The sequence below is a fragment of the Streptomyces camponoticapitis genome, from assembly GCF_014646115.1.
Classification (GTDB): domain Bacteria; phylum Actinomycetota; class Actinomycetes; order Streptomycetales; family Streptomycetaceae; genus Streptomyces; species Streptomyces camponoticapitis.
This window is the reverse complement of sequence record NZ_BMMV01000006.1, coordinates 14324-40323: the sequence shown is the minus strand read 5'-3', so window position 1 is coordinate 40323 and position 26000 is coordinate 14324. Positions and strand designations below refer to the sequence as shown.

Below are 26000 nucleotides of genomic sequence, written 5' to 3'. Positions count from 1 at the left end.
GGGGAGACCGTCGATGTCCGTCATGGAAATCTCGGAGACACTGGCCGCCGGACGGGCGGCCCAGGAACTGCGCCTGAGGCGGGGCGAGTTCGAGCTGGCAACGCAGTTGGGGCATGTCCGCACGGTCGGTGGGGCCGTGAGCGGCCGCCGGAGGGTGGCGCGCGGAGAGGTCGAGCGGCTTCGGCGGGCGGCCGGCTTCCCCGAGGTGCTTCGCGAGCGGGTGCGGACCGTGGGCACGGCCGAGGGGGCGGAGCTGATGGACATCAGCCCCGGCCGCTTCACCCGGCTCGCGCGTGCGGGGTATCTGGTGCCGGTGCGCTTTTACCTCAATCGCTATCGAGCGGTGGTCTGGCTCTATCTGGCCGAGGAGCTACGGGCTTTCGCGAGCGGTGAACCGGGCCTGCTGACCGGCCGGTTGCCGAGGACGACGACCGGTACGCCCGACGCCGGCACCGAGGGAGACGCGGCGGCCGGGAAAGCGGCGAGGGCGGTGGAGGACTGTCGTCCGCGCAACTGGCGTGGGCGCCGTATCGGTCTGCTGCTGCACGAGAGCGACGACCGGTGGGAGCGTGCCGCGATCGTCGGTTCCGTGCTCGATCCGATCCAACTCGCCGAGCTGGTGCCGGATCCCTACGAGCGCGCGTGTCTGAACCGGCTCCGACCGGACCTCGCGCCGGGGCGGCCGGGAACGGAGGCGGGGCGCGAGACCGTACGGCGGCTGCTGAGCGCCGACGATCCGGACGAGATCAGCTGGCACCGGTCCAGCCTGACCGCGCTGCTGGCCGACGCCCGCCGGGACCGGCACGCGCCACGCCCGAGCGGCACCACTCCCGTGGAGGCGCATGTACCCGAACAGGTGCCGGCACCTGAATCGGCCCGAACGTCCGAACCGGCATCGGCGCCCGAACCGGCCCGGACCTCCCTACGGGTGCGGACAGTTGAGCCGGTTCCGCACGGTGGCGGACGGGGACGGCCGCTGCTGACCCGGCTGAGGATCAGGCGGAGTCGGGAGAGGGAGGCCGGCCCGGCGTCCGTCGTCGTGCCGGCCGGCGGGGGCGCGGACAGGCCCTAGCAAGGCGACCAGGCCCCCGCCCTTCCCGCTTCCTGCCCGCCCTGGCCTGCCCGGTCAGGGCTTGGCTTCGCCGGTGACCATGGTGAGTTCGGGGGAGAAGCTGCCCCACTCGCCGTCGGGCAGCTTCGCGCGGATCTTCACCTTGTACGAGACGCCGGGCTTCTTGCCCGCGAAGACACTCTCGGTGGTCCTGCCCTCGGGCGGCTTGTTGCCCCAGACCAGTGTGGTGGTCAGGTTCCCGTTGAGATGGATCTCGTACGAGGGCACCTCACCGTCGACCTTCGGCGGCAGCCACGACAGATCGAGGTAGTACGCACCCTCCTTGACGTTCTTGTGCCGTGCGACCTTGAAGCTGATCGGTGCCGTGTCGGGGTCGTCGCCCGGGCCCTTAGGGGTGCTGATCTTCAGCGGCTCGCTGGCCGGGGAGGTGTTGTCGGCCGCGTCGCGGGCCTGGAGGGTGAACGAGTAGTCGGTGCCGGGACGCAGCCCGCCGACCTCGGCCCTGGTCGCGTCGCCGCCGACGCTGTGGATCTTCGATCCGCCCTGGAGGATGTCGTACGAGGTGATGCCCTGGTCCTTGTCCGGTGCGCTCCAGGTGAGTTCGGCGCCCTTCGAACCTCGGTGCTTGCCCCGCAATTTCACCGGCCGCGCCGGCGCCTTCTTGTCCTCGGGGGTCACCGCGGGCGTGGTGACGGGTTTCCTCTGGCTGTGCGGGGAGAGGTTCCCGGCGGCGTCCTTGGCCCGCACGGAGAACGAGTAGGCGGTGGACGGCTTCAGGCCGGTGATGTCGATCATCAGCTTCTCGGCGGGAACGTCCTTGATCTTGTCCTTACCGCGGTACACCACATAGCCGCTGACCGCGACATTGTCCTTGGCTGCTTCCCACATGACGTGTGCGGACAGCGCGCTGCCGGCCTGAACGCTGAAGCCGGTCGGGGCCGATGGGGCCTCGGAGTCCTTGTCGTCACCACCGCCACCGCAGGCGACGAGAGCTAGGGCGGTAGCGGTAACGAGCGCGACCTGGGTGGGGGTCCGTCGCACGATCGTCTCCTCCGTCGAAAGCAAGGGGCAATGGTCTAGACATATATGACACAGTGTCGCGTTCACTTCAAGAGGCGTCACCTGTCGGAATTCGAATTCGACGGAAGCCGGAGACCGCCGGGGCGGTGCTGATCGCGCCGCACACCCGCCCCCGCGCACAATGACCTTGGCCCATCGGACAGCTGAAAGGAACCGAACGTGTTCATCGATCTCTCAGGCAAGACCGCTCTGGTCACGGCCTCCACCCAGGGGATCGGGGCGGCCATCGCCACCGGGCTCGCCCGTTCCGGAGCCCGTGTCGCGGTGAACGGGCGCTCCGAGGAGTCCGTGGCCGCCGCCCTCGACAGTCATCGTGCCGCGTCCCCCGACGCCGAGTTCCTGGCCGCACCCGGCGACGTCTCCACCGAGAGCGGCGCGGAGCAGGTCCTCGAAGCCGTGCCCGAGGTGGACATCCTCATCAACAATCTGGGTGTCTACGGCGTCCGGCCCGCGCTGGAGATCAGCGACGAGGAGTGGCGGCGCTACTTCGAGGTCAACGTTCTCTCCGCCGTCCGGCTCACGCGGGGCTGCCTCCCCGGGATGACCGAGCGCGGCTGGGGGCGGGTCCAGTACATCGCGAGTGACTCGGCGATCGTCACTCCCGCCGAGATGATCCACTACGGCGTTTCCAAGACCGCGTTGCTCGGAGTCTCGCGGGGCTTCGCCAAGGCGGCGGCGGGCAGTGGCGTCACCGTGAACTCCGTGATCGCGGGGCCCACCCACACCGGTGGCGTGGAGGACTTCGTCTACGAGATCTTCGACAAGTCCCTCCCCTGGGAGGAGGCCCAGCACGAATTCATGGTGAAGTACCGGCCGCAGTCGCTGATCCAGCGGCTGATCGAACCGGAGGAGATCGCGAACATGGTCGTCTACCTCAGCTCGCCTTTCGCGTCGGCCACGACGGGGGCGGCGGTGCGCGTCGACGGCGGATACGTCGACTCGATCGTTCCCTGATCTCGGATTGATGACAGGATGGCTCGCTGTGCAGACCAACACACTTGTCGTCCGTCGCGCGACACCCGCCGACGCGGCCGACATCTCCGGACTGTGGCTGAGATCCTTCGCGGCCGCCCTCCCGAGCGTCACCCGCCCCCACAGCGAGCAGCAGGTGCACGCCTGGATCAGGGACATCGTCCTGCCGACCCAGGAGACCTGGGTGGCGACCACGGGGGAGACGGTCGTCGGAATGATGGTGATCGAGGGTGGGGACGTCGACCAGCTGTACCTCGATCCCGACCACCGGGGCTGCGGCATCGGAGCCCGGCTGCTCGATCTGGCGAAGCTCCGTCGGCCGGACGGACTGTCCCTGTGGACGTTCCAGGTCAACGGCCCGGCGCGGCGCTTCTACGAGCGCCACGGCTTCGTCGCCGTCGAGAAGACCGACGGCCGGGGCAACGAGGAGAACGAGCCGGACATCCGTTACAGCTGGCAGCCCTGACACCAAGGGCGAGATCGCGTCACATCCGAGGCGCGGCCGCCCCGTTACCGCCCTCGGCCGTTGTGGGTTATCGCGCGCGGGCCCCGTCGCGTCCGCGAGGGGCGCCACCGACATGCCCTGCTCACCCGTACCGAAGCCGACCTCCGCGGCCCGGACGGCGGGCGGACAGGCCGGATTTGGCCAGTTGGTCTAGACCTTGACAGGTAATGAGGATTCCGGTTTGGTTCCCTCACCCCCATGGCGGCCGTCGTTCACCGACGGCCGCGCGAAGGAGTGAGTCGTTTGCGTCAGCGAATCCTTGCACTGTTCACCGCACTGGTCTCGGCCATGGCCCTCGCGGTCTTCCTGCCGGCCTCGACCTCGGCGGCGGCCACGTCGGCCGCCGCGTGCGCCACCGGCTGGAACGCGTCCACCGTCTACTGGGGCGGCGACACCGCGTCGTACAACGGCCGTAACTACACCGCGAAGTGGTGGACCCAGAACGAGAGACCCGGCACGGTCGACGTCTGGGCCGACAACGGCGCCTGTGGTGGTGGCCCCACGGACCCGCCCGTCCCGGGTGGCTTCGTGGTCAGCGAGGCTCAGTTCAACCAGATGTTCCCGAGCCGGAATTCCTTCTACACCTACAACGGTCTCAAGGCCGCGCTGAGCGCCTACCCGGCCTTCGCGAACACCGGCAGCGACACCGTCAAGCGCCAGGAGGCCGCGGCCTTCCTCGCCAACGTCAGCCACGAGACCGGCGGTCTCGTCCACATCGTCGAGCAGAACACGGCCAACTACCCGCACTACTGCGACACCTCGCAGTCGTACGGCTGTCCGGCCGGCCAGGCCGCCTACTACGGCCGCGGTCCGATCCAGCTCAGCTGGAACTTCAACTACAAGGCCGCGGGCGACGCCCTCGGCATCGACCTGCTGCGCAACCCCTGGCTCGTCCAGAACGACGCGGCCGTGGCCTGGAAGACCGGCCTCTGGTACTGGAACACCCAGAACGGTCCCGGCACGATGACCCCGCACAACGCGATGGTCAACAGCCGTGGATTCGGCGAGACCATTCGCAGCATCAACGGAAGTCTCGAATGCAACGGCGGCAACCCCGGTCAGGTCCAGAGCCGGATCGCCAAGTACCAGGCATTCGTCCAGATCCTCGGCACCACGCCCGGTGGCAACCTCAGCTGCTGAGTCCCGAGCTTCACTACGACAATCGGATGTAGCTCAGAGAACCCTTCTGCGACCTCCTCGTTGACTGGTTCGGGGCAGAGATCCTTCTGCCCCGACCGGATCAGTGTCCGTACCCCGCCGCATCCGCGCGGCGGGGTACGGCCGACGAGTGGAGGTTCGCCATGGCAGGCGGTACCAAGCTGGAGCCGGGGCCCGTCGTGGGGTCACGGCCCGCGGAGACCCAGGCCCTCGTGCCACCTCAGTCGCACCAGCCTCATGAACCCCCCGACACCCAGACGTACGCCCAGACGGAACGTCAGACGGACGTCCTGGCGTACGCCCAGACGGACGCCGTCGCGTTCGCCGGAGTGAATTCCTCTCCGCCCGCGTCACCGCCCAGCCGCACCCGGCGTCTCTTCCTGCGCGCGGCGTTCGCCCTCGGGGTGATCGGCGGTACGGCAGCGGCTCTGGCGCCCATCCTCCGGTCGGACCCCCGCACCCCGGTCTCACCGGGCGCTGACGCGGCGGGCCCACCGGCCGCGGAGCACTTCGACGAGATGTACGGCGGCCGGCGCATCCAGGGAACGGACGCCGGGGTCCTTGTCGACGGCCGGCCCCTGCACATGATGCGTCGCGCCGACGGCAGTTACGTCAGCGTGGTCAACCATTTCGAGTCGTTCCCGACGGCCCTCGCGACCGCCCGCGCGGCGGTCGACGACCTCGGCGGCAGCCGACTCGCGCTCGCCGGACCGGCTTTCCACTGACCGCAGGGAGGACCCTCGACGGTGCACATCAGAAAGAATCAGCGGAATCTCACCAGCGCGGAGAAGAAGCGCTTCGTCACCACGCTCCTGGAGCTCAAACGCCAGGGCGGTTACGACGACTTCGTCCGCCAGCATGTCCGGTACTACCGGGCCGACGGCGACGGCGGGCCCCGGACCGGACATATGGCGCCGACGTTCCTGCCGTGGCACCGCAAGTATCTGCTGGAGTTCGAGCGGGCGCTCCAGCGCATCGACCCCAAGGTGACGGTGCCGTACTGGGACTGGACGACCGACAACACGCCGGCCGCGTCCCTCTGGTCCGAGGACTTCCTGGGCGGCGACGGCCGTTCGTCCGACGGGCAGGTGACGACCGGGGCCTTCGCCTACGCGGCGGGCAACTGGACCATCAACGACGGGGTGCTGGAGCGCAAGTTCCTCGTGCGCGCCTTCGGCCGCCCCACCTCCCCGATCGCGCTGCCCACCAAGAACGAGCTGGCCTGGGCGATGAACGAGCCGGTCTACGACGCCGCGCCCTGGGACTCCACTGTCACCCGCGGTTTCCGCAACCGTCTCGAAGGCTGGACGGCGGGCAGCGACAGGACACGGTGGCGCAACCACAACCGTGTCCACCGGTGGGTGGGTGGCCAGATGCTGGGGGCGACCGCGCCCCACGACCCGGTCTTCTGGCTCCATCACTCCTTCGTGGATCTTCTCTGGGACCGCTGGCAGCAGAAGCACCCGAAGGCGACCTATCTGCCGCGGCGGAAGCTGGACGACGACGATCCGCAGTCGGGCCGGGCCATCAGCCTGGACGAGCCCATGCCGCCGTGGCGGACGAAGCCGTCGGAGGTGCTCAGCCACAGGGCTCTGTACCGGTACGAAGCCTGAGCCCCGCCCCGCGTTGCCGCGCGGCGTCTCCCGGAGCCCGGCCTCCACGCACAACGGCCTCCCGCATCGAAATGCGGGAGGCCGTTGCCTCATGCCTCAGTCAAGAACCCGAGCCAGGGGCGTACATCGAAGACGTACGCCCCTGTGCCGGAGGCTCAGCGGCCGTAGCCGCCGTCGTGCTGCTTCTCGGCGTCGGCGTTGACGCACGTGTTGCCGAACGCCGGGTTGAGCAGACCGATCGCGTCAACGGTGTTGCCGCAGAGGTTGACCGGGATGTGCACAGGCACCTGGATCAGGTTGCCGGAAAGGACTCCGGGCGAACCGACGGCCGCGCCCTCGGCGCCGGCGTCGGCAGCGGCCATACCGGCACCGCCGGCCAGCACGGCGCCCGTGCCGACGAGAACAGCAGCTGCCTTCGCGATACGCGACATCAAGTTTCTCCTTGAACGTTTCGAGCCCAGCCGCAGGATGCGCGGCCTTCACGCACGTTCAACGCGCAAACGCACACTCGGTAACGAAATTGACCCAATTGGTGGGAGAAGAGCATGTGACAAAGGGGTGTACGAGTGTTTACCCTCGGGGTGAACGCTTGTGCACCCCCTCCGCCACACGTCGTCACGGAGGTCATCGCCACAGATCTACGGAGAGCAGATGCCCGCAGCGCCCATACCGGGGCCGGAACCGGATTCGGAGTCAGGCCCGTCAGCGCGGTCGGTGCCGGAACCAGGGCGGGAGAGGGATTCGCGGCCCGAGCCCGTGGAGGGGCGGCGACGCCGCTTCCTCGTGGCCGTCCTGGCCTTCTGCGGCGTCGTGGTCGCCGTGATGCAGACCCTCGTCGTCCCCCTGCTCCCGCACGTCCCCTCCCTCACGGGCAGCACACCGGCGGCGGCGAGCTGGCTCGTCACGATCACGCTGCTGACCGGTGCGGTCTTCACACCCGTACTCGGCCGCGTCGGCGACATGTACGGCAAGCGCAAAGTCCTCATCGCGTCGCTCGGTGTGCTCGTCGCCGGGTCGGTCCTGTGTGCTCTCAGCTCCCAGATCGGTGTACTGATCGCAGGCCGGGCCCTCCAGGGCGCCGCGCTCGCCGTCGTACCGCTCGGCATCAGTATCATGCGCGACGAGCTTCCGCCCGCGAGGCTGCTGTCCTCCGTCGCCCTCATGAGCTCGACCCTCGGCATCGGCGCGGCCGTCGGACTGCCGGTCGCCGCCCTCGTGGTCCAGAACTTCGACTGGCACACCATGTTCTGGGCGTCCGCCGTCCTGGGACTGGTCGACATCGTGCTCGTCCTGAGCTGCGTTCCGGAGTCGCCGCTCCGTACCCGGGGCCGGTTCGACGCCATCGGCGCGCTCGGACTCTCCGTGACCCTCGTCAGTCTGCTGCTCGCCGTCACCCAGGGCGCGGACTGGGGCTGGACCTCCCTGCCCACCGTCGGCCTGCTCGTGACCGCGCTCGCCGTCGGGCTGCTCTGGGGCGTGTACGAGCTGCGCACCACGTCCCCCATGGTCGACCTGCGGGTGTCCGCGCGCCCCGCCGTGCTGCTGACGAACATCGCCGCCCTGCTCATCGGGTTCGCCTTCTACGCGAACTCCCTCGTCACCGCGCAGCTGGTGCAGGAACCCACGAGTACTGGCTACGGCCTCGGCGCCTCGATAGTGGTCGGCGGGCTCTGTCTGCTGCCCGGCGGTCTCGCGATGGTGGCGCTGTCGCCGGTCTCGGCCCGGATCTCCGCGAAGTACGGCCCCAAGACTGCTCTGGCTCTCGCCGCCGCGGTGATGGCCGTCGGGTACGTCGTGCGCTTCTTCACCAGCCACAGCCTGTGGCCGATCATCGGCGGCGCCACGGTCGTGGCGGCGGGCACCGCCATCGCCTACTCCGCCCTGCCCGCCCTCGTCATGCGCGCGGTCCCGGCGGGGGAGACAGGCGCGGCCAACGGCCTCAACACCCTGATGCGGTCCGTCGGACAGGCCTTCTGCAGCGCGGTGGTCGCCGCCGTGCTCGCCAACATCACCTTCCGGACCGCCGGACGCACGGCACCGACCCTCCACGCCTATCTGCTGGTCTTCCTCGTCGCCGCGGGCGCGGCCGTACTCGCCCTGGCCGTCACCCTCTGCCTGCCGGGCCGCGCCCCGGCGGCGAAGGCGGGTACGGTCGGGAAGGAGCACGCAGCAAGCCGAGGGTTCGCCGAGGAGGGCGCATGACGACCGGACATGCCGCCTCGCCCGACGAGGCGACGGACCCGGGCAAGGACCCCGGCGCGAGCTCAGGCCCGGACACGGGCGCGGCCCCGGCCCCCGACCTCGCCGCTGACTCCGGCGCCGACCCCGGCACCGGTCGTTTCGCGATTCTGCGGGCCGCCCGCCGCGCCTTCACCCAGCGCCCGTACGCCGAGGTGACCATGCGCGGCATCGCCGCCGACGCGGGCGTCAGCGCCTCGCTCATCGTCAAACGCTTCGGTACCAAGGAGCGGCTCTTCAACACCGTCGCCGACTTCGGCCCCGCCGCCGACAGACTCTTCGCCGCCGCGCCCGCGGAGCTCGGCAGGCACCTCGTACTCACCATCGTCCGACTGCGTCGCGAGAACCTCTCCGACCCCCTGCTCCGCGTCGTCTTCTCCCTCGGCAACATGGACGAGCGGACCCTGCTGCGGGAGCGCTTCCGCGAGCAGGTCACCGCCCGGCTCGCCGGTCTCATCGACGGGCCCCGGCGTGAGCTGAGGGCGGAGCTGATCACCGGCCAGCTCCTCGGGCTCGGCGCGACCCTCAGCCTCCACCGCCCCGGCGCCGGCGAGCTCGCCACCGCCGAACAACTGGCGGATCTGTACGCCCCCGCACTCCAGCTGCTGATCACCGGACATCCCGGCCCCTCGGAGGCCGTCCGGCAGGCCGACGAGCCCGGTGGGGACGCCCGCTGAGCGGTCGCGGAACCTCGCGGCGCCTCGTACGGTACGTACCGACCCGTATTACCCACTTGCGGTCCATACGGGTGATGCGCACACAATTGACAGCAGAAGCCTCCGACCGCGACCGACCCGCCGTGCCCACGACTGGGAAGAGGGGCCCGTGAGTGCCGAACAGCCGCCCGGCCCTCCTCTTCACGAGCCCACGGACTCGTCCGGACTGGCGTGGCCTGCCGACCCGGGTCTCACACTCGCGTACAACCGCATGGGCAGCTTCGACATCGATCTGCACACCAGGGCGATGCATCTGGACCCGGGCGCGCTCGAGGTGTTCGACCTGCGCCCCGACGAGTACCAGGGCGACATGGCCGTCGCCAACCGGGTGCCGCCGGAGGAGCTGGAGCGGCTGGACACGCTGATCCGGCCGTCGGTCAAGGGCGGCAAGGACGTCTACGGGGCGTACTTCCAGATCCACTGCCGTGACGGGTCGCCGCGCTGGCTCCACACCCAGGGCCACCTCCTGCGCGACGCGGAAGGCGTCGCCTACCGGGTCATCGGCGTAGTGCGCGACGCGACCCGGGAGCTGGAGGACGCCGCCAAGCGCATCGAGCTGGTCGAGACCCGTCGCCGGCTCACCGGTATGGTCCGCCGGGTCACCGCCCTGCTGGCCCGCGCGACGACCGTGAACGATGTCACCGACGCGCTCAGGGACACCGAGGCGCTCAGCAATCTCGGCGCGGTGAGCGTGATGCTCGGGATCGTCGAGAAGGGGCGGGTCCATCTCGTCGGCGAGGGGAGCATCGGGCTGTACGTCCCGGAGCTGCGGTACACGCGGATCGACGGGCAGTTCCCGATGAGCGAGGTGGTGCGTACGCTGCGACCCCGTTACATCACCTCGCGAGAGGAATTCCGGCGCTGCTTCCCTCCGCTCTGGGAGCACATCGAACATCTCCCGGTCGCCTCGGGCGCGTATCTCCCCCTGATCGCCCAGGGCAGACCCATCGGCGTGCTCGGCATGCTCTACCCCCGGCACGGCGGCTTCACCGGTGAGGAGCGCAACCTCCTGATCACGCTCAGCAGCAGCATCGCCCAGAGCCTCCAGCGCGCGATGCTCTTCGAGCAGGAGCACGATCTCGCCGAGAGCCTGCAGCAGGCGATGCTGCCGCACCGTATCCCCGACGTCCCCGGCGCGGAGATCGCGGTCCGCTACCGGGCGGCCAAGGCCGGACGTGACGTAGGCGGCGACTGGTACGACGTGGTCCCGCTGCCCGGCGACCGGGTGGGGCTGATGATCGGTGACGTCCAGGGCCACGACACGGACGCCGCCGCCGTGATGGGACAGCTGAGGATGGTGCTGTGGGCGTATGTCTCCGAGGAGCACTCACCCGCCACGGCGATGGCGCGCGCCTCCACCTTCCTCCATGAGCTGGACACCGAGCGCTTCGCCACCTGTACGTATGCGGAAGTCGACCTGTCGACAGGGGCGCTCCAGATCGTCCGGGCGGGACACCTCGAACCGATGGTGCGCTGCGGCGACGGCACCTGCGTCACTCTCACCACCGAGGGCGGCCTGCCCCTGGGCATCGCGGACGGTGCGGGCGGACGCGGCGCCGTCGACTACCCGATGACCCGGGCGAACCTCGTTCCCGGCGAGACCCTTCTCATCTACACCGACGGTCTGGTGGAGCGGCCGGGAGCCTCGCTCGACGCGGGCCTCGACCGGCTGGCGCGGGCCGTACAGGACGGTCCGGACGACATCCAGGAACTGGCCGACGGTCTGGGCGACATGGTGGGGGAGCGCGGCGGCGGCGACGACATGGCCCTGCTGCTGATGCGCTGGGTCCCGCGACGCGCGGCGTACGACGGACCGGCCACGACGGGCGCCCCGTAGGTCCCGGCCGCCGACGACACGTGAGGCCACGGCGGCGTATCCGGGCATCACTCAAGCCCTTCTGGCGCATCATCAGTTCTTCGAGCAGATAGGTCCCCGGACCCCCGCGGGCAGTCCCACGTCACGTCCCCGGTGCCCCAAGTTCGCCCCGACGTGTCCGCGAACCCCTGGCGAACCAGGGCACACACGGCGATGCTGGGCGGCTGACAGCGCTTACCACCGGCGCCAACCGCCCGTACAACAGGAGAACTTGTGGGTCCAGGCACTGCCCGCCGATCCGTCGTGCTGCTCGCGGCGATCACCGCACTGACGACGGGAGCCATCACCCCGTCCGTCGCCGACTCCACCCCCGACCCCCGTCCCGGCAACGCCGCCGAGGTACTGCGACCCGTCACGCCACCACCGGCCAGCAGACCGGCGGGCGCACCCAGATCCGTCGTCGACGGCGACGGCATCGAGACCGCGCGCAGTTCCCGGCCCGTGGCGCCGGGCGTCAGCCTCACCTCGTACGACCGTCTCGAATCCGACAAGTGGCTGCGCGTCGACACGCTCTCGTTCGACCTCGACGACGGCGGCGTCCGGGCCGACTACCTCTCCTCGGGCAAGGTCGCCGACCGCCGCAGCGTCTCCGAGCTCGCCGCAGGTCACGACCCCGGCAAGGGCCGCCGTACCGTCGCGGCCATCAACGCCGACTTCTTCGACATCAACGAGACCGGCGCACCGCAGGGCCCCGGCATCAAGGACGGCGCGCTCACCCAGTCGCCCGCCGCCGGTGCCAACCGGGCCGTCGGCATCGGCCCCGAGAACGCGGGGCGCGTACTGGAGCTGTACTTCGACGGCACCCTGACGCTGCCGGCCGGACCGCACCCCCTCGCCGCGTACAACGCCGCGAACGTACCCGCCGGCGGCATCGGCGCGTACAACACCGCCTGGGGCCAGGCCAACCGCGCGCTCACCGTGGACACGGCGACACCGGTCGCCGAGGTCGCCGTACGTGACGGCAAGGTCGTCACCGTCACCGACAGGCCCGGCACCGGCCCGATCGAGCCCGGCACCACCGTCCTGGTCGGGCGGGAGGCCGGAGCCGTACAGCTCAACGCGCTGCGCCCCGGCGACCCGGTGACCGTCGAGTACAGCCCGCGCACCAACGGCGGGCCCCTGCCGCGTACCGCCGTCGGCGGACGTGAACTCCTCGTCGTCGACGGAGTGGCGCAGAACCACGAGGGCCAGGGCAACAACACCGCCGCGCCCCGCACGGCCGTCGGATTCTCCAAGGACGGCAGCGAGATGCGCGTGATCACCGTCGACGGCCGCCAGGCCGACAGCGGTGGTGTGACCCTCACCGAGCTCGCCGTGATGATGAAGGAGTCGGGCGCGTACAACGCGCTCAACCTCGACGGCGGAGGCTCCTCGACGCTCGTCGCCCGCGAACCCGGCAGTGACGCCCTCCAGGTGGAGAACGCCCCGTCGGACGGCAGCGAGCGCACCGTGCCCAACGGCCTCGCCCTCACCGCGCCCGACGGCAGCGGACGCCTCGACGGTTTCTGGGTCGAGACACGTACGCCCGCCGGAGCCGCACCCGGCGACGACCCCGTCAAGGGCGGCCACCCGGAACGTGTCTTCCCCGGACTGACCCGCGCTCTCATCGCGGCCGGTCACGACGAGACGTACGGCCCCGCCGAGGGCGACCCCCGCTGGCGGACCGAACGGTCCTCGGTCGGCCGGGTCGACGACGACGGGGTGTTCACCGCCCGCCACAGCGGCACCACCGAGGTCCACGCGGAACGCGGACGCGCCGACGGATCCATCGAGCTGACGGTCCTTGACGACCTCGCCCGGATCCAGCCGACCACCACGCGCGTCGGCCTCGCCGACGGCGAGGCGACCGGCACCTTCGGCATCGTCGGCCTCGACGCGCACGGTGCCTCCGCGCCCGTGGAGCCGCGCGACGTGGAACTCACCTACGACCGCGCCCTCTTCGCCATCGCCGACGACGGAAAGGGCTCCTTCACCGTCAGCTCCAGGACCGGCGGCGGCGCCGGACTCATCACGGCGAAGGTCGACGGCGTCACCACCGCACTCGCGGTCAGCGTCGGACTTGAGGAGCAGCGGGTCTCGCCCTTCGACGACGCCGCGGACTGGAAGTTCAGCCACGCCCGCGCCGCCGGTTCGGTCGCCGCGACCCCGGAGGGCCAGACCGGTACCGGTCTGACGCTGACGTACGACTTCGGACTCTCGACGGCGACCCGCGCCGCGTACGCGAGCCCGCCCCAGCAGATTCCCGTGCCCGGCCAGCCGCAGTCGTTCAAGCTGTGGATCAAGGGCGACGGCAAGGGCGCCTGGCCGACGCTGCACCTCAAGGACGCGGCCGGGTCCGACCAGCTGCTCCGCGGACCGTACGTCACCTGGACCGGCTGGCGGCAGGTCACCTTCGCGGTGCCGCAGGGGGCCGCGATGCCGCTGTCCGTGTTCCGCTTCTATCTCGCGGAGACCGCGGCCGACAAGCAGTACACCGGCGAGATCGTCATCGACGGGCTGACGGCCCAGGTGCCGCCCACCGTCGACGTGCCCGAACAGCGGCCCGCCGCCGACCCGTTGATCGATCCGGCCGCCGAGACCGAGGGCCGGGACTGGCAGTTCGCCGTGATGTCCGACGCGCAGTTCGTGGCGCGCGAGCCGGACAGCGCGATCGTCCAGCAGGCGCGGCGCACACTGCGCGAGATCAAGGCGGCGAAGCCCGACTTCCTGGTCGTCAACGGTGACCTGGTCGACGAGGGTTCACCCGCGGACCTCGCCTTCGCGCGGCGCGTGCTCACCGAGGAGCTGGGTGACGAACTGCCCTGGTACTACGTGCCGGGCAACCACGAGGTGATGGGCGGGAAGATCGACAACTTCGTCGGTGAATTCGGCCCCGCACAACGGGTGTTCGACCACGGCGGCACGCGCTTCGTCACCCTCGACACCTCCAGCCTCTCCCTGCGCGGCGGCGGCTACGCCCAGATCAAGGCCCTGCGCGCCCAGTTGGACGCGGCGGCCGACGACTCGCGGGTCAGCTCCGTGATGGTCATCGAGCATGTGCCGCCGCGCGACCCGACCGTGCAGAAGGGCAGCCAGCTCGGCGACCGCAAGGAGGCCGCGCTGCTGGAGAACTGGCTGGCCGACTTCCGCCGTACGACCGGCAAGGGCGCCGGCCTCATCGGCAGCCACGTCGGGGTCTTCCACGCCTCGCGTGTCGACGGCGTCCCGTATCTGATCAACGGCAACTCCGGGAAGAACCCGGCGGCCCCGGCCGACGAGGGCGGCTTCACCGGCTGGTCGCTCGTCGGCGTCGACAAGGTCTCCAGGAGCGAGCAGTCCGAGGCGCGGCGCGAGCCGTGGGAGGGCGGGCCCGACTGGGTCTCCGTACAGACACGTGCGCACACCGACGCGCTGACGCTCGACGCGCCGGACGCGCTGGCGCCCGGAGACGAGGCGGCGGTCGTGGCGACCGTCACCCAGGGGACCAGGAAGGTGCCGGTCGGCTTCCCGATGAGCGCGGACTGGTCGGGCTCGCCGAACGTCCACATCGGTGACCCGCACAAGGCCGGCCGCCGTGACGTGGCGGCGTTCGACCCGGCCACCGGGACGCTCACGGCGCTGCGCCGTGGCTCGGCCACGCTCGCGGTGACGGTCAACGGCGTCATGGAACGCGCCGAGATCCGGATCGCGGCAGGCAGCGCGGCGGCCCGCGACGCGGCGCTCGGCGGGACCGGGGCGGAGAGGCCCGCCGCATAGGACCCACGAGGCGGGGCCCGCATCCGGCGTCGGGTGCGGGCCCTTCCATGTGCCCGGGACCGCTTCTGAGCAGGCGACTCCCGTCAGGTGCGGAGCGCGCGGCTGCGCCCCCGGAACTCGGCCAGCACGTCGTCCCCGCGCGTGACCGTGACGTCGTAGACACCTCCGCGCCCGAGCCGGGTCCGCTCCCGCGCGGTCGCGGTCAGGACGTCACCCTCGTGGGCCGGACGTACGAAGTCGATGTCGGCGCCCGCCGCGACGGTCACCGGGCCATGGCTGTTGCAGGCGCACGCGAAGGCGCTGTCGGCGAGGAGGAAGAGATAACCGCCGTGCGCCGTGCCGTGTCCGTTCACCATGTCGGCGCGCACGCTCATCCGCAGTGTGGCCCAGCCGGGACCGGTGTCCACGAGGGCGATGCCCAGACTCCGCGCGGTCGGATCGGCGGCGAAGTACTCCCGGCCTGCTCCGGCGGCGGGGGCCGCGTCACGACCGGGGCGCTCACCTGCGATGTCCATGCGCCCGATCGTAGTGCCGGCCCGGATCGCCCCGCCGGGCCCGTCCCGGGGGGGGGCGGACCCGGCGAACAGTCAGGCGCTCCGCAGCGTCGCGCGCACCGGGCGCCCCGGCTGAAGCGTGAGGCCCGTCCTGGGCGGGATCTCACCCGGGTCCAGGTCCAGACGGAACCGCTGCGCGAGCGTGGCCAGCACCAGCACGGCCTCGACCGTCGCGAAGCGCGCCCCGAGACAGGCCCTGGCGCCGCCCCCGAAGGGGAACCAGGCGTGGTCCGGCACCGGCGTCGCCCCCTCGTCCCACCGCTCGGGCCGGAACGCGTCCGGCTCGGCGAACCACCGCTCGTCGCGCTGCGCGCTCCACTGACTCGCCCACAGCACCGTCCCCTCCGGGACCGGCCGCCCGCCCAGCGTCGAACCCTCCTTCGCGATGCCCGTCATCAACCACACGGGAGGGTAGAGCCGCAGCGTCTCCCTGATGATCTGTTCCGTCCAGCGCAGCTCCTTGAAGTCGTCGAAGCCGGGAGTGCGGCCGTCCAGCACGGCGGCCAGCTCCTCGGCGAGACGCCGCCGCGCCTCCGGACTGCGCGAGAGCAGATACCAGGCCCACGTCAGCGTCGTACCCGTCGTCTCATGGCCCCCGATGTACAGCGTGACGGCCTCGTCCCTGATCTCCTTGTCGGTCAGCCGGTCGCCCTGTTCGTCGCGGGCGGCGAGGAGCCTGCTCAGGAGGTCGTCGCGATCCGCGCCGCCCCGGTGCCGCTCCTCGGTCACCCGGTTCACCTCGCTGTCGATGACCGCGACGGCCTTCTTGAGCCGCCGGCGTCCCGGCGTCGGTACCCACGGCGGCAGAAAGAGCGTCAGCCCCCGGAACTCGTCGCCGATGGCCGCCTGCGCGATGTCCATGGCCGGCCCGATGACGCCTTCGCGGCCCGCGGTGTCCGTGCCGAAGAGGGTCCGTACGGCGATGCGCTGCGTCAGGCCCAGCATGTCCCGCCGTACGTCGATGTGGGCGCCCGGTTCCCAGGTGTCGGCCAGCGAGGACGCGCAGTCGACCATGGTCTCCGCGTAGGCCCGCACCTGGCGGGGCCGGACCACCGGCTGGACGAGCGCGCGCTTACGCCGCCACGCGGCGCCCTCGGAGGTGACGACACCCTCGCCGAGCACCAGCTTGAACGCCCAGCCGAGTTCGGGGTGGCGGTAGTTCGTCTCGACCCCGGCGAGCAGTTCCCCGATGTGCTCGGGCTGCGACAGGAACAGCGCGCGCTGCGGACCGAGCCGCCAGGAGACGACGTCCCCGTGGCCGCGCAGCCTGGCGAAGAAGCCGAGCGGGTCGCGCGAGAAGGCCGGCAGATTGCCGATCAGCGGCAGCTGTCCGGGGCCGGGCACGGGAGTGGCGGGCAGACCCGGTGCCGGCGTGTCGTGGCCGGTCGGGGAAGACGTACCGGTACTCATCTGAAGTCCTTGGCGCTGGGGGAAGGCGTACTGATGTCCGTACGGTCGACAGACAGCCAAGCCGCCACGCACGGCGGGCGCCAGACGACATTCGGCCCGTGAACCCCCGGCCACGGGCCGGAACGCGGGCGAGGGCAGCCGTTCCGCTCACCACCGCACGGCGGCGAGCGGAACGACTGCCCTCGGACAGTCCCGCCGGGCTCAGCTCACGGGCGTCGGCGACGACGGCTTGTCGCCGTCCGCCACCGCCTGCCGCGCCTCCTCCGCGAGCCGTTCCATACCGCTGGTCGTCTTCAGCGGCTTCTCCTTGATGAACACCACGACCACCAGCGCGAGCGCGGCGAACGGGGCGGCCACCAGGAACAGGTCCGCCGTCGCCAGACCGTACGCGTGCTCCACGATCTCCCGCATCGGTTCGGGAAGCTTCGTCACGTCCGGCACGGCCTCGCTCGATCCGCCGGACGCCGTTCCCTCCGTGCCCAGGCTCTTGGCCAGTTCCGAGGCCACCCGGTTGGCGAGAATCGCGCCCAGGACGCTGGTGCCGATCGTGCCGCCCATGCTGCGGAAGAACGACAGGACGGAGGTGGCGGCGCCCAACTCGGAGGCGGGGACGTCGTTCTGGGCCGCGAGGACCAGATTCTGCATCAGCAGACCGACGCCGATGCCGAGGACGGTCATGTAGAGGCTGAGCAGCCCGAAGCCGGTGTTGGCGTCGATGGTCGACAGCAGGGCCAGGCCGGCGGTCATGGTGATGCCGCCCGCGATCAGATACACCTTCCACTTGCCGGTGGCGCTGATGATCTGACCCGCGACGGTGGACGACACGAGCAGACCCAGGATCATCGGCAGACCCATCAGCCCCGCCACGGTGGGCGACTTGCCGAGGGCGATCTGGAAGTACTGCGACAGGAAGACGGTTCCGCCGAACATCGCGACACCGACGAGCAGGCTCGCGACCGTGGTCAGCGTGACGGTGCGGTTGCGGAAGATGGTGAGCGGGATGACCGGTTCCGGCACCCGCGCCTCCACATAGACCGCGGCGACGAGCAGCAGCACACCGCCACCGGTCAGCGCGGCCGTCTGCCAGGACGCCCAGTCGAACTGGTTGCCCGCCAGGGAGGTCCAGATGAGGATCGCCGAGACACCGGCGACGATCAGGAACGCGCCCAGGTAGTCGATCTTCACGTCCCTGCGGACGGTGGGCAGGTGCAGCGTGCGCTGGAGCAGCGCGATCGCCAGAAGCGCGAACGGCACGCCGATGAAGAAGCACCAGCGCCAGCCGAGCCACGAGGTGTCGACCATGACGCCACCGACCAGCGGTCCGGCGACGGTGCCGACGGCGAACACCGCGCCGAACATGCCGGCGTACTTGCCCAGCCGGCGCGGCGGGATCACGGCCGCCATCACGACCTGAGCGAGCGCGGTCAGACCACCGGCGCCGATGCCCTGCATCACCCGGCTGAAGATGAGCAGTTCGACGCCCTGCGAGAAGCCGGCCAGCAGGGAGCCGATGACGAACATGCCGAGCGAGAGCTGGAGCAGCAGCTTCTTGTTGTAGAGGTCGGAGAGCTTGCCCCACAGAGGCACCGTCGCGGTCATCGCGAGCAGCTCGGACGTGACGACCCAGGTGTACGCGGACTGGCTGGCGCCCAGGTCGGCGATGATGCGCGGCAGCGCGTTGGCCACCACGGTGCCCGCCAGGATGGCGACGAACATGCCGGCCATCAGCCCCGACATGGCCTGGAGGATCTGCCGGTTGGTCATGGAGGTGGGCGCCTGGTCGGGCGCCTCGATTGCGGTCAAGGTGTCCTTCTTACGATTCCGTGGAACGGCCGTCGGACGGACGGCCGTCGGTCTGTGCGGGCGGCTGGGGCAGCCCGGCGGACAGGTGCGTGAAGACGTCGCGGAAGATGTCGGGGAACGTCATCGGCGGGGAGTGGGCGTACCAGTGCTCGATGGCGACGCGTACGGCCGTGCCGGCGACGGCGGCGAGCAGCCGGGGGTACAGCTCGATGTCGGCGTCGTCACAGGGCTTGGCTCCGGCGTTCGCGTCCGCCTCGGTACCGGCCTCGGCGGCGTCCGTACCGGTGCGAGGGCCGAGCCGGTCGGCGATCGTCCGGGCGAGGTCGCGCTCCTCGGCCATGTGCAGGCCGAGGCCCCGGGCGAGCAGATGCGGGGACTTCTGCAGGACCTTGGCGCGCAGGCTCCACACCTCGTGCTGGCGCTCGACGTCGGCCAGTTCGCCGGCCATGGCCTCGCGTACCGCTTCGAGGGGAGGCAGCTCGGCGGGGGCGTCGCGGATCGCGCACCGGATCCGTTCCCCGACGTCGGGGTCGGCCATGACGAACGCGTCGTCGTGGCTGTCGAAGTAGTTGAAGAACGTCCGGGGGGAGACGCCCGCGGCGTTGCTGATGGTCTCGACGGTGACGTTCTCCGCCCCGTGCTCGGCGGCAAGGCGTACGGCTGCCTCGGCCAGCGCCGCGCGCGTGGCCTGCTTCTTGCGCTCCCGGAGACCTGCCGGGGCACCCTTGGTCGTCACACTTTGCATGGTATGCAAATGTGCAGGGTCTGCAAAATTATTAACCGCCGACTCGCGCGTGTGATTCGGCGCGGCCGTATCCGCGCAGTTCGGAAAGTGTTTGCGGTCACTTGTTCGTGCGGTGTAAGGAGCGCAATTCGCGCGCAGGCTACACTTACCCGCAGGAGGCCCCAGCCCCTGACTACCCGCTGCCCCATGAGTGTGGGCGCAGCACTGGTCCTCGGTGAGGATGTCAGCGGCATTCGCAGCGGCCATACCCAGTTGTCGCGTCGCCGGAGTGGTCCACTTCCGACCCCGCACACAGCCATCGGGCGGTGTGCCGCAGTTGCCCACCCGTCCACGACCGGCAGCGACGTCCCCCTGGGCTTGTGTTCCTCACCAGCCACCCTGCCTGCCGAGCCGTCATACACCGGCACACGGTCGTGACACATTCGAAAGGCGTGGCATGTCAGTCAACACCGTCAATACCGTGGAGGATTCCGCGGTACTGGAACCAGGCGCCGATTTCGCGGGTGAGGCCGCGGATCAGGCGTGCAGGGAGACCGGCAGCGATTTCGCCCGCCTCTCCAAGAAGATCACGGCGGCCGGTCTGATGCGACGCCGCCCCTGGTACTACACCGTGCGCATGGGCATCGTCACCGCCCTGTTCGCCGGTGGCTGGGTCGCCTTCGCGCTCGTCGGTGACAGCTGGTGGACGCTCGCCGTCGCCGCCTTCCTCGCCGTCGTCTTCGGCCAAGTCGCCCTCGTCGCCCACGATGTGGGTCACCGTCAGGTCTTCCGGCTGCGCAAGGCCAGCGTGCGCGCCGGCAAGATCGCCGGGAACCTGGCCATCGGCATGGGCTACGGCTGGTGGCAGGACAAGCACTCCAGGCACCACGCCAACCCCAACCACGAGGAGTTGGACCCGGACGTGGTCCCCGACATCCTCGTCTGGACACAGGGACAGGCCAGGAAGGCCAAGGGGCTTCCCCGCCTCATCGGCCGTTCGCAGGCCTTCCTGTTCTTCCCGCTCCTCACTCTTGAGGGCTTCAACCTGCATGTCGCCGGTGTGCGCGCGCTCGCCAACCGCTCGCTGAAGCAGCGGACTTCGGAGGGCATCCTGCTCTTCACGCACTTCGCGGTCTACCTCGGCGCGCTGTTCGTGGTGCTGCCGCCGGGCAAGGCGATCGCCTTCCTCGCTGTCCACCAGTGCCTGTTCGGTCTCTACCTGGGCTCGATCTTCGCGCCGAACCACAAGGGAATGCCCACCCTCTCCGGCGACGACCGCCCGGACTTCCTGCGGCGCCAGGTGCTCACCTCCCGCAATGTGCGCGGCGGCTGGTTCACCGACGTCGCGCTCGGCGGGCTCAACTACCAGATCGAGCACCACCTGTTCCCGAACATGCCGTCCCCGCAGCTGCGCCAGGCGCAGCCGATCGTCCGGCAGCACTGTGAGGAACTGGGCGTCAGCTATCTGGAGACCAGTCTGATCACCTCGTACAGCCAGGCCCTGCGCAGCCTGCACGACGCCGGCGCCCCGATCAGGGCGGCGTCGACCACCGAGGCCGGCCAGGAGTCGGACGCGAAGGAACCCGTCAAGGTCGACGCGTAGGCGTCGACGTCCGGGCCGTCGGGTCCGAACCCGTCCGGAGATGAACGACGTTGGACTGCTCGCCGTAGACGAAGGCGCGTACGCGGTACGACGCCCGCTTCTCCTCGGGCAGGGTGATCAGCCCGAACGCGTTGATGTCCGGATCCAGCAGTGGGACAGGCCGGTAGCCCTTGCTGCCGGCCTGCCCCACTTCCAGCAGATGGCCGTCCTCGTCGGCGGCGCGGTCCGTCCAGGTGAACTCGATGCCGGTCGCGTGCATGACGGTCGCCTTGAAGTCCGTTGGCGCGGCGGCCGCGTTCGCCTCGGCGGAGCGAGCGCCCCGGGCCGTCAGCGGCGCCGTCCTCACCTTCGGTCCTTCGACGGTACGGGGAGTCATCCACCCCTGGTTGTCGTTCAGTTCCTCCTCGGAGGGCTCACCCGGGGGCAGCGACACCTCCACCGGTGCGGACGCCGGGCCGAAGTAGGGGCGCAGCCGGTAGTAGAAGGGCGTCTCCGGCATCAGATCCGGATGGCGGTACGTCGTACGGCCCGGCGGCATGAACTCCAGCACCGTGTACGGCCCGGCCTTCTCCGTGGCGAACTCCACCGTCCGCCCCGCTACGGCGGGCTCGTCGTTCTTCCAGCGCAGAGTGATGTCGATGGGGGAGTCGAGCGTGGCCGCCAGTCGCGCGGTGGTCGCCGGCTGCCGCGGCTTCTCCTTCTCGTCCGGCGCGGAGGAGCAGCCCGCCAGAGTCAGGACGGTGAGTGCGGTGAGGGCGGCGGCGGTCGTGGCGCGGAGTCGAAGAGGCACGGCGTCCGTCCTTCCGGGGTGGGCCGGGCTGAGTGCGCGGGGGTCGTCGAGGGGTGTCCGGTGACCGCGTGAGGAGCCGGCGGTCACCGGACCGGGAGGTGCCTCAACTGCCTTACTTGCGCCAGAACTTGACGCCGCTCCACACCACGGTGGCCGGCCCGCTGCCGCTGTCCGTGCGGTAGGCGCCGAACTTGTCGTAGAAGCTGCCGCCAGGGCTGGCGTAGCTGTGCTTCAGCGAGCCGTTGATGTACGTACGGTGCTGGCTGCCGACCTGGTGGACGGTGTTCACCCGGACTGTGGCGCCGACCGTGCCCGCGTTGGACAGGGTGGTGCCGCCGTGGACCGCGTACAGGCGTCCGCCGCGCTCGCCGGCCAGCATGAAGAACGGCCCGGAGGCCGATTCGTTGAACGTCTGCTTGAGGCTGATGCGGGTACCGCCCATGCTCGCGATCCGGAAGTACCCCTCGAACTGCCGGGTGCCTCCGGTGTAGGTGGCGTACCTGCGCTCGGCGCGCTGGTCGCCGCTGCCGGTGGAGCAGGTGAGCGTGAAGGTCAGGTTGTCGACCTGGCCGCAGCCCCTCTCCTGGACGCTGAAGGAGGGCGAGGTCGAGGTCCACCCTCCGGGTTCGACTTCCGCGTACGCGTTCGGGGCCGTCAGCAACATCGCTGCGGCGGCCGAGAGAACAGTGACGGTGCGCTTCATTCCTGGCACGTCTCACTTCTCCGTTTCGGTGGGGGCGTGGCGCTGGAGTCGCATCAGAGTAGAAGTGTCCACGTCAAGCAACAAGAGATTCAGCGGAACTTCATAAGGTTCACATTCATGAAAGTACATGGGGGATTAATGGCGCATATGACAACGCCCCGCCGGTCATATGCGATCGACGGGGCTATGTATGTGAACGAATATGGTGAGTGCGGCCCGCCGTCAGGCGCTGTGGGGCGGATCCTGGACAGTCCGCATCAGGCTCTCGGGAAGAACCAGATTCCATGCCGTGATGACCGGATTGCCGTGTTCGGTACCGAGCCGGGACACCGTCCCGGTCTCCAGCCGGAACAGCGTGCCCTGGGCCGCGGTGAGGCCCAGATAGCGCGCGGTGAGCACCCGCAGGAAGTGCGAGTGGCCCACCAGGGCGACGTCCTCGTCCTCCGCGCGTTCGGCCGCTGCCCGGACTTCGGCCAGCACCCTGTCCGCCCGGTCGCTGACGTCGGAGGGGCTCTCGCCCGCTTGTCCGCCGGGGCCCTCCACGGTTCCGTCCGTCCAGAGATTCCAGCCCGGGCGGGTCCGGCGGATCTCCTCGGTGGTCACACCCTCGTAGCCGCCGTAGCTCCATTCGTGCAGGTCGGGGCAGATGCGGGTGGACCGCAGCCCGGCGAGTTCGGCGGTACGGCGGGCGCGCGCAAGCGGGCTGACCAATGTCACGCCGATCGGGCGGTCGGCCAGTACGGGGACCAGGGCGCGGGCCTGGCTCTCACCGTGGGCAGTCAGCGGGAGATCCGTGTGGCTGGTGTGCTGTCCGGACAGCGACCACTCGGTCTCGCCGTGTCTGATGAGGAGCAACTCGCCCATGGGTGCTATCCGTTCGTTCGTGCCGAGGCTCTGAGACGCGGGGCCGGCGGGCGGCCTCTCCGGCCGGTCCGCGCTCCACGATCCCATCACGCGGCGCTCCGTGCGTCCGGGGGCGCGCCCCGGTACCGGAATGACCGCCCGCGGCCGGGGGAGGCGTGTCCGTGGCGCGGCTCACAGCCCCTCACCTGCGCGGGGGGAACACCACACCGTGGTTGAGCGTTCATCTATACGTGGTCGCGGAGGGGAAAGTGACGACTCCGCGACCACACACAGCGGCCCCGGCTGGTCCATCCCCCGAACCAGCCGGGGCTCCCCAATTCCCCTCCGCCGAACGAGGGCGGCTCCTGTCCCGGCCGTGCCGTACGACTCGGCACCGCCCGGTCAGACGTCGTCGCCCGGGTCCCAGTCCAGCAGTCGTACCTTCGCCACCGTCCGTACATGGCGGCGCATCGCCGTCGCCGCCGCCTTCCCGCGCTGTGCCTCGATCGCTTCGAGGATCGCGCGGTGCTGGACGAGTGAGCGCTGCGGGCGGCCGGGCTGGCGCAGCGACTCGTTACGGCTCTCGGTGATCTGCTCGGCGATGGACCGCATGAAGTCGGCCAGCAGGCCGCTGTGCGCCGCCGCCGTCACGGCCGAATGGAAGAGCCGGTCGCCCTCGACACCGTGATCGCCCGCCTCGATCTCGGCGGCCATATGATCGAGCGCCTCCCGCATCGCGGTCAGATCCTCCGCCGTGCGCCGCTCGGCTGCCAGTTCGGCGAGCTTGGTCTCCAGCGCCTCACGCGCCTCCAGTACGTCGGGCAGCCGGCGCTTGCGTTCCACGAGCCGTTCGACCGGCTCGGCGTCGAGGCTGTCGCGGACGAGATAGGTGCCGCCGCCGTGCCGTACCTCGACCAGTCCCTGCACTTCGAGGACGACGATCGCCTGCTTCACGGACGCGCGGCTGACGCCGAGCCGCCCCGCGAGTTCACGCTCCGGCGGCAGTCGGTCGCCCGCCCGCAGATCGACGTCCGCGACATGGCGGCGGAGTCTGTCGAGGACCTGTTCGTACAGTCGCGGCCGGGTCATCGGCCGCAGTGCGTCGGACACACGAACCCCCCATACCTGGTCTTTCGCAGCCTAACACCGCGGCCAAGTGGCTGAGCCAATTCCTGTCGGATCCCTTGACGCCTCGGTGGACCGATGTTCAAAGTGGTCCAGCCACTTGGCCAATGCCGATTGGCCTGTAATCAACGGGACCCAGGGACGGGAGCCCCCGATGTCCGCCGAACTGATCTCGATCCTTGTACTCGTGGTCGTCTTCGTGATCGCCACGACCCGCTCGATCAACATGGGAGCGCTCGCGTTCGCCGCCGCCTTCGGAGTCGGCGAACTCGTCGCCGACCTGGACGCGGACGGTATCTTCGCCGGATTCCCCGGCGACCTGTTCGTGGTGCTCGTCGGTGTCACGTATCTCTTCGCCATCGCACGCGCCAACGGCACCACCGACTGGCTGGTGCACGCCTCGATCCGGCTCGTACGCGGCCGAATAGCACTCATCCCCTGGGTGATGTTCGCCCTCACCGGAGCGCTGACCGCGATCGGCGCCGTCAGCCCGGCGGCCGTCGCGATCGTCGCCCCCATCGCGCTGAGTTTCGCCGCGCGGTACGGGATCAGCCCGCTGCTGATGGGCGCGCTCGTCGTGCACGGTGCCCAGGCCGGCGGCTTCTCGCCGATCAGCATCTACGGCTCGATCGTCAACGGGGTGGTGGAGCGCGAGAACCTGCCCGGGAACGAACTCGTGCTGTTCCTCGCCTCACTCGTCGTCAACCTGATCATCGCGGCGATCGTCTTCGTCCTCTTCGGCGGACTGAAACTGAAGGGGCGTGACCTCGCCACCGGGAGTGCCGCCGAGAGCGACGGCAAGGACACGGACAAGGACAAGGGCAAGGACACGGACAACGGCGACGGCGCCCTCGCGGCCGACGCCTCGGGCCTCACTCCCGCCCGTATCGCCACGCTCACCGCCCTCGCCGCCCTCGTCGTCGCCGTCCTCGTGTTCGACCTCGACGCCGGGCTCTGCGCGATCACCCTCGCCGTCGTCCTGAGCGCCTTCTGGCCCGACACGAGCCGCAAGGCCGTCGGCGAGGTCGCCTGGCCGACCGTGCTGCTCATCTGCGGTGTCCTCACCTACGTCGGCGTCCTGGAGGAGATGGGCACCATCGACTACGCGGGCAACGCCGTCAGCGACATCGGAGTGCCGCTGCTCGCCGCCGTCCTGCTCTGCTACATAGCCGCCGTCATCTCCGCCTTCGCCTCCTCCGTCGGCATCATGGGCGCGCTCATCCCGCTCGCCGTGCCGTTCCTCGCCCAGGGCGAGATCGGGGCGGTGGGCATGATCGCCGCGCTCGCCGTCTCCGCGACCGTCGTCGACGTCAGTCCCTTCTCCACCAACGGCGCCCTGGTGCTGGCGGCGGCGCCCGATGTCGACCGGGAGCGTTTCTTCCGGCAGCTGATGGTGTACGGAGGCATCGTGGTGGCGGTGGTGCCCGCGGCCGTATGGCTCGTGCTCGTCGTGCCAGGCTTCGGATGACCCCGTCCCCAT

The 26000-nt window shown here is 70.2% G+C and carries 22 protein-coding genes; 12 read left to right on the top strand and 10 right to left on the bottom strand.

Translation table 11 applies throughout. From position 1 onward, the window contains the following. Positions 1-13 precede the first annotated feature (13 nt). Positions 14-1072: a DUF6397 family protein gene (locus tag IEY79_RS10960; protein ID WP_189107208.1), complete on the top strand. Its 1059-nt coding sequence runs from the start codon at positions 14-16 to the stop codon at positions 1070-1072. Positions 1073-1126: 54 nt separating this feature from the next. Here IEY79_RS10960 and IEY79_RS10955 read toward each other — a convergent pair whose 3' ends face one another. Continuing rightward, entirely contained in the window at positions 1127-2113 is a 987-nt protein-coding gene (locus IEY79_RS10955; RefSeq protein WP_189107207.1) for a fibronectin type III domain-containing protein, read from the bottom strand. 198 nt (positions 2114-2311) lie between these two features. Here IEY79_RS10955 and IEY79_RS10950 point away from each other — a divergent pair, with 198 nt between their 5' ends. The 5 genes from IEY79_RS10950 (at position 2312) to IEY79_RS10930 (ending at position 6400) form a co-directional block, all read left to right on the top strand. Further along, positions 2312-3106: an SDR family NAD(P)-dependent oxidoreductase gene (locus IEY79_RS10950; RefSeq protein WP_189107206.1), complete on the top strand. Its 795-nt coding sequence runs from the start codon at positions 2312-2314 to the stop codon at positions 3104-3106. 28 nt (positions 3107-3134) lie between these two features. After that, entirely contained in the window at positions 3135-3590 is a 456-nt protein-coding gene (locus tag IEY79_RS10945; RefSeq protein WP_373292518.1) for a GNAT family N-acetyltransferase, read from the top strand. A 327-nt stretch (positions 3591-3917) separates the two neighbouring features. Beyond that, entirely contained in the window at positions 3918-4769 is an 852-nt protein-coding gene (locus IEY79_RS10940; protein ID WP_373292525.1) for a glycoside hydrolase family 19 protein, read from the top strand. A 161-nt stretch (positions 4770-4930) separates the two neighbouring features. After that, positions 4931-5512 (top strand): tyrosinase family oxidase copper chaperone, encoded by a 582-nt coding sequence (locus IEY79_RS10935; RefSeq protein WP_189107203.1) that lies wholly within the window; start codon positions 4931-4933, stop codon positions 5510-5512. A gap of 21 nt (positions 5513-5533) precedes the next feature. Then, the gene (locus tag IEY79_RS10930; RefSeq protein WP_189107202.1) at positions 5534-6400 is read left to right on the top strand and encodes a tyrosinase family protein; all 867 of its coding nucleotides are present in this window, start codon (positions 5534-5536) and stop codon (positions 6398-6400) included. A 155-nt stretch (positions 6401-6555) separates the two neighbouring features. Here IEY79_RS10930 and IEY79_RS10925 read toward each other — a convergent pair whose 3' ends face one another. Continuing rightward, positions 6556-6831: a chaplin gene (locus IEY79_RS10925; protein WP_189107201.1), complete on the bottom strand. Its 276-nt coding sequence runs from the start codon at positions 6829-6831 to the stop codon at positions 6556-6558. Positions 6832-7051: 220 nt separating this feature from the next. Between IEY79_RS10925 and IEY79_RS10920 the strand changes: the two genes are divergently transcribed. The 4 genes from IEY79_RS10920 (at position 7052) to IEY79_RS10905 (ending at position 14965) form a co-directional block, all read left to right on the top strand. Next, positions 7052-8602, top strand: coding sequence for an MFS transporter (locus IEY79_RS10920; RefSeq protein ID WP_189107200.1), 1551 nt, complete (start codon positions 7052-7054; stop codon positions 8600-8602). Beyond that, positions 8599-9315: a TetR/AcrR family transcriptional regulator gene (locus IEY79_RS10915; protein ID WP_189107199.1), complete on the top strand. Its 717-nt coding sequence runs from the start codon at positions 8599-8601 to the stop codon at positions 9313-9315. The genes IEY79_RS10920 and IEY79_RS10915 overlap by 4 nt, the downstream gene beginning before the upstream one ends. 205 nt (positions 9316-9520) lie before the next feature. Then, a complete protein-coding gene (locus tag IEY79_RS10910) occupies positions 9521-11191 on the top strand; it encodes a SpoIIE family protein phosphatase (protein ID WP_308426664.1) in 1671 nt (556 codons plus the stop codon). Positions 11192-11443: 252 nt separating this feature from the next. After that, positions 11444-14965, top strand: coding sequence for a phosphodiester glycosidase family protein (locus IEY79_RS10905; RefSeq protein WP_229700799.1), 3522 nt, complete (start codon positions 11444-11446; stop codon positions 14963-14965). 83 nt (positions 14966-15048) lie between these two features. Here IEY79_RS10905 and paaI read toward each other — a convergent pair whose 3' ends face one another. The 4 genes from paaI to IEY79_RS10885 all read right to left on the bottom strand — a co-directional run bounded on the left by paaI (position 15049) and on the right by IEY79_RS10885 (position 19477). Continuing rightward, positions 15049-15480, bottom strand: a complete 432-nt coding sequence (paaI, locus tag IEY79_RS10900) for a hydroxyphenylacetyl-CoA thioesterase PaaI (protein ID WP_189107198.1) — start codon at positions 15478-15480, stop codon at positions 15049-15051. A 72-nt stretch (positions 15481-15552) separates the two neighbouring features. After that, positions 15553-16929: a cytochrome P450 gene (locus IEY79_RS10895; RefSeq protein WP_189107197.1), complete on the bottom strand. Its 1377-nt coding sequence runs from the start codon at positions 16927-16929 to the stop codon at positions 15553-15555. A 201-nt stretch (positions 16930-17130) separates the two neighbouring features. Next, on the bottom strand, positions 17131-18693 hold the full coding sequence (locus IEY79_RS10890; protein ID WP_373292524.1) for an MDR family MFS transporter: 1563 nt from the start codon (positions 18691-18693) through the stop codon (positions 17131-17133). 49 nt (positions 18694-18742) lie between these two features. Then, positions 18743-19477: a TetR/AcrR family transcriptional regulator gene (locus tag IEY79_RS10885; protein WP_189107195.1), complete on the bottom strand. Its 735-nt coding sequence runs from the start codon at positions 19475-19477 to the stop codon at positions 18743-18745. Between the two features lie 478 nt (positions 19478-19955). Here IEY79_RS10885 and IEY79_RS10880 point away from each other — a divergent pair, with 478 nt between their 5' ends. Then, complete coding sequence (locus IEY79_RS10880; RefSeq protein ID WP_229700829.1) at positions 19956-21059, top strand: fatty acid desaturase family protein; 1104 nt, start codon at positions 19956-19958, stop codon at positions 21057-21059. Here the strand turns inward: IEY79_RS10880 and IEY79_RS10875 are convergent. The 4 genes from IEY79_RS10875 to IEY79_RS10860 form a co-directional block, all read right to left on the bottom strand. Further along, complete coding sequence (locus IEY79_RS10875) at positions 21043-21849, bottom strand: fibronectin type III domain-containing protein (RefSeq protein ID WP_189107193.1); 807 nt, start codon at positions 21847-21849, stop codon at positions 21043-21045. The genes IEY79_RS10880 and IEY79_RS10875 overlap by 17 nt on opposite strands. 112 nt (positions 21850-21961) lie before the next feature. Continuing rightward, complete coding sequence (locus IEY79_RS10870; RefSeq protein WP_189107479.1) at positions 21962-22552, bottom strand: hypothetical protein; 591 nt, start codon at positions 22550-22552, stop codon at positions 21962-21964. A gap of 222 nt (positions 22553-22774) precedes the next feature. Further along, positions 22775-23416 carry a histidine phosphatase family protein gene (locus IEY79_RS10865; protein WP_189107192.1) on the bottom strand — a complete coding sequence of 214 codons (642 nt, stop codon included), beginning with the start codon at positions 23414-23416 and terminating at the stop codon, positions 22775-22777. 381 nt (positions 23417-23797) lie between these two features. Continuing rightward, positions 23798-24505, bottom strand: a complete 708-nt coding sequence (locus tag IEY79_RS10860) for a FadR/GntR family transcriptional regulator (RefSeq protein ID WP_189107191.1) — start codon at positions 24503-24505, stop codon at positions 23798-23800. Between the two features lie 169 nt (positions 24506-24674). Between IEY79_RS10860 and IEY79_RS10855 the strand changes: the two genes are divergently transcribed. Next, positions 24675-25988, top strand: a complete 1314-nt coding sequence (locus IEY79_RS10855) for an SLC13 family permease (protein ID WP_189107190.1) — start codon at positions 24675-24677, stop codon at positions 25986-25988. The last annotated feature ends 12 nt before the right edge of the window (positions 25989-26000 follow it).

Excerpts from the sequence above, each read along its gene's own strand:
- IEY79_RS10960 (WP_189107208.1), top strand. The coding sequence starts at position 14 with ATGTCCGTCATGGAAATCTCGGAGACACTGGCCGCCGGACGGGCGGCC.
- IEY79_RS10940 (WP_373292525.1), top strand. The coding sequence starts at position 3,918 with ATGGCCCTCGCGGTCTTCCTGCCGGCCTCGACCTCGGCGGCGGCCACG.
- IEY79_RS10935 (WP_189107203.1), top strand. The coding sequence starts at position 4,931 with ATGGCAGGCGGTACCAAGCTGGAGCCGGGGCCCGTCGTGGGGTCACGG.
- IEY79_RS10925 (WP_189107201.1), bottom strand. The coding sequence starts at position 6,831 with ATGTCGCGTATCGCGAAGGCAGCTGCTGTTCTCGTCGGCACGGGCGCC.
- IEY79_RS10920 (WP_189107200.1), top strand. The coding sequence starts at position 7,052 with ATGCCCGCAGCGCCCATACCGGGGCCGGAACCGGATTCGGAGTCAGGC.
- IEY79_RS10915 (WP_189107199.1), top strand. The coding sequence starts at position 8,599 with ATGACGACCGGACATGCCGCCTCGCCCGACGAGGCGACGGACCCGGGC.
- paaI (WP_189107198.1), bottom strand. The coding sequence starts at position 15,480 with ATGGACATCGCAGGTGAGCGCCCCGGTCGTGACGCGGCCCCCGCCGCC.
- IEY79_RS10895 (WP_189107197.1), bottom strand. The coding sequence starts at position 16,929 with ATGAGTACCGGTACGTCTTCCCCGACCGGCCACGACACGCCGGCACCG.
- IEY79_RS10890 (WP_373292524.1), bottom strand. The coding sequence starts at position 18,693 with ATGACCAACCGGCAGATCCTCCAGGCCATGTCGGGGCTGATGGCCGGC.
- IEY79_RS10885 (WP_189107195.1), bottom strand. The coding sequence starts at position 19,477 with ATGCAAAGTGTGACGACCAAGGGTGCCCCGGCAGGTCTCCGGGAGCGC.
- IEY79_RS10870 (WP_189107479.1), bottom strand. The coding sequence starts at position 22,552 with ATGAAGCGCACCGTCACTGTTCTCTCGGCCGCCGCAGCGATGTTGCTG.
- IEY79_RS10865 (WP_189107192.1), bottom strand. The coding sequence starts at position 23,416 with ATGGGCGAGTTGCTCCTCATCAGACACGGCGAGACCGAGTGGTCGCTG.
- IEY79_RS10855 (WP_189107190.1), top strand. The coding sequence starts at position 24,675 with ATGTCCGCCGAACTGATCTCGATCCTTGTACTCGTGGTCGTCTTCGTG.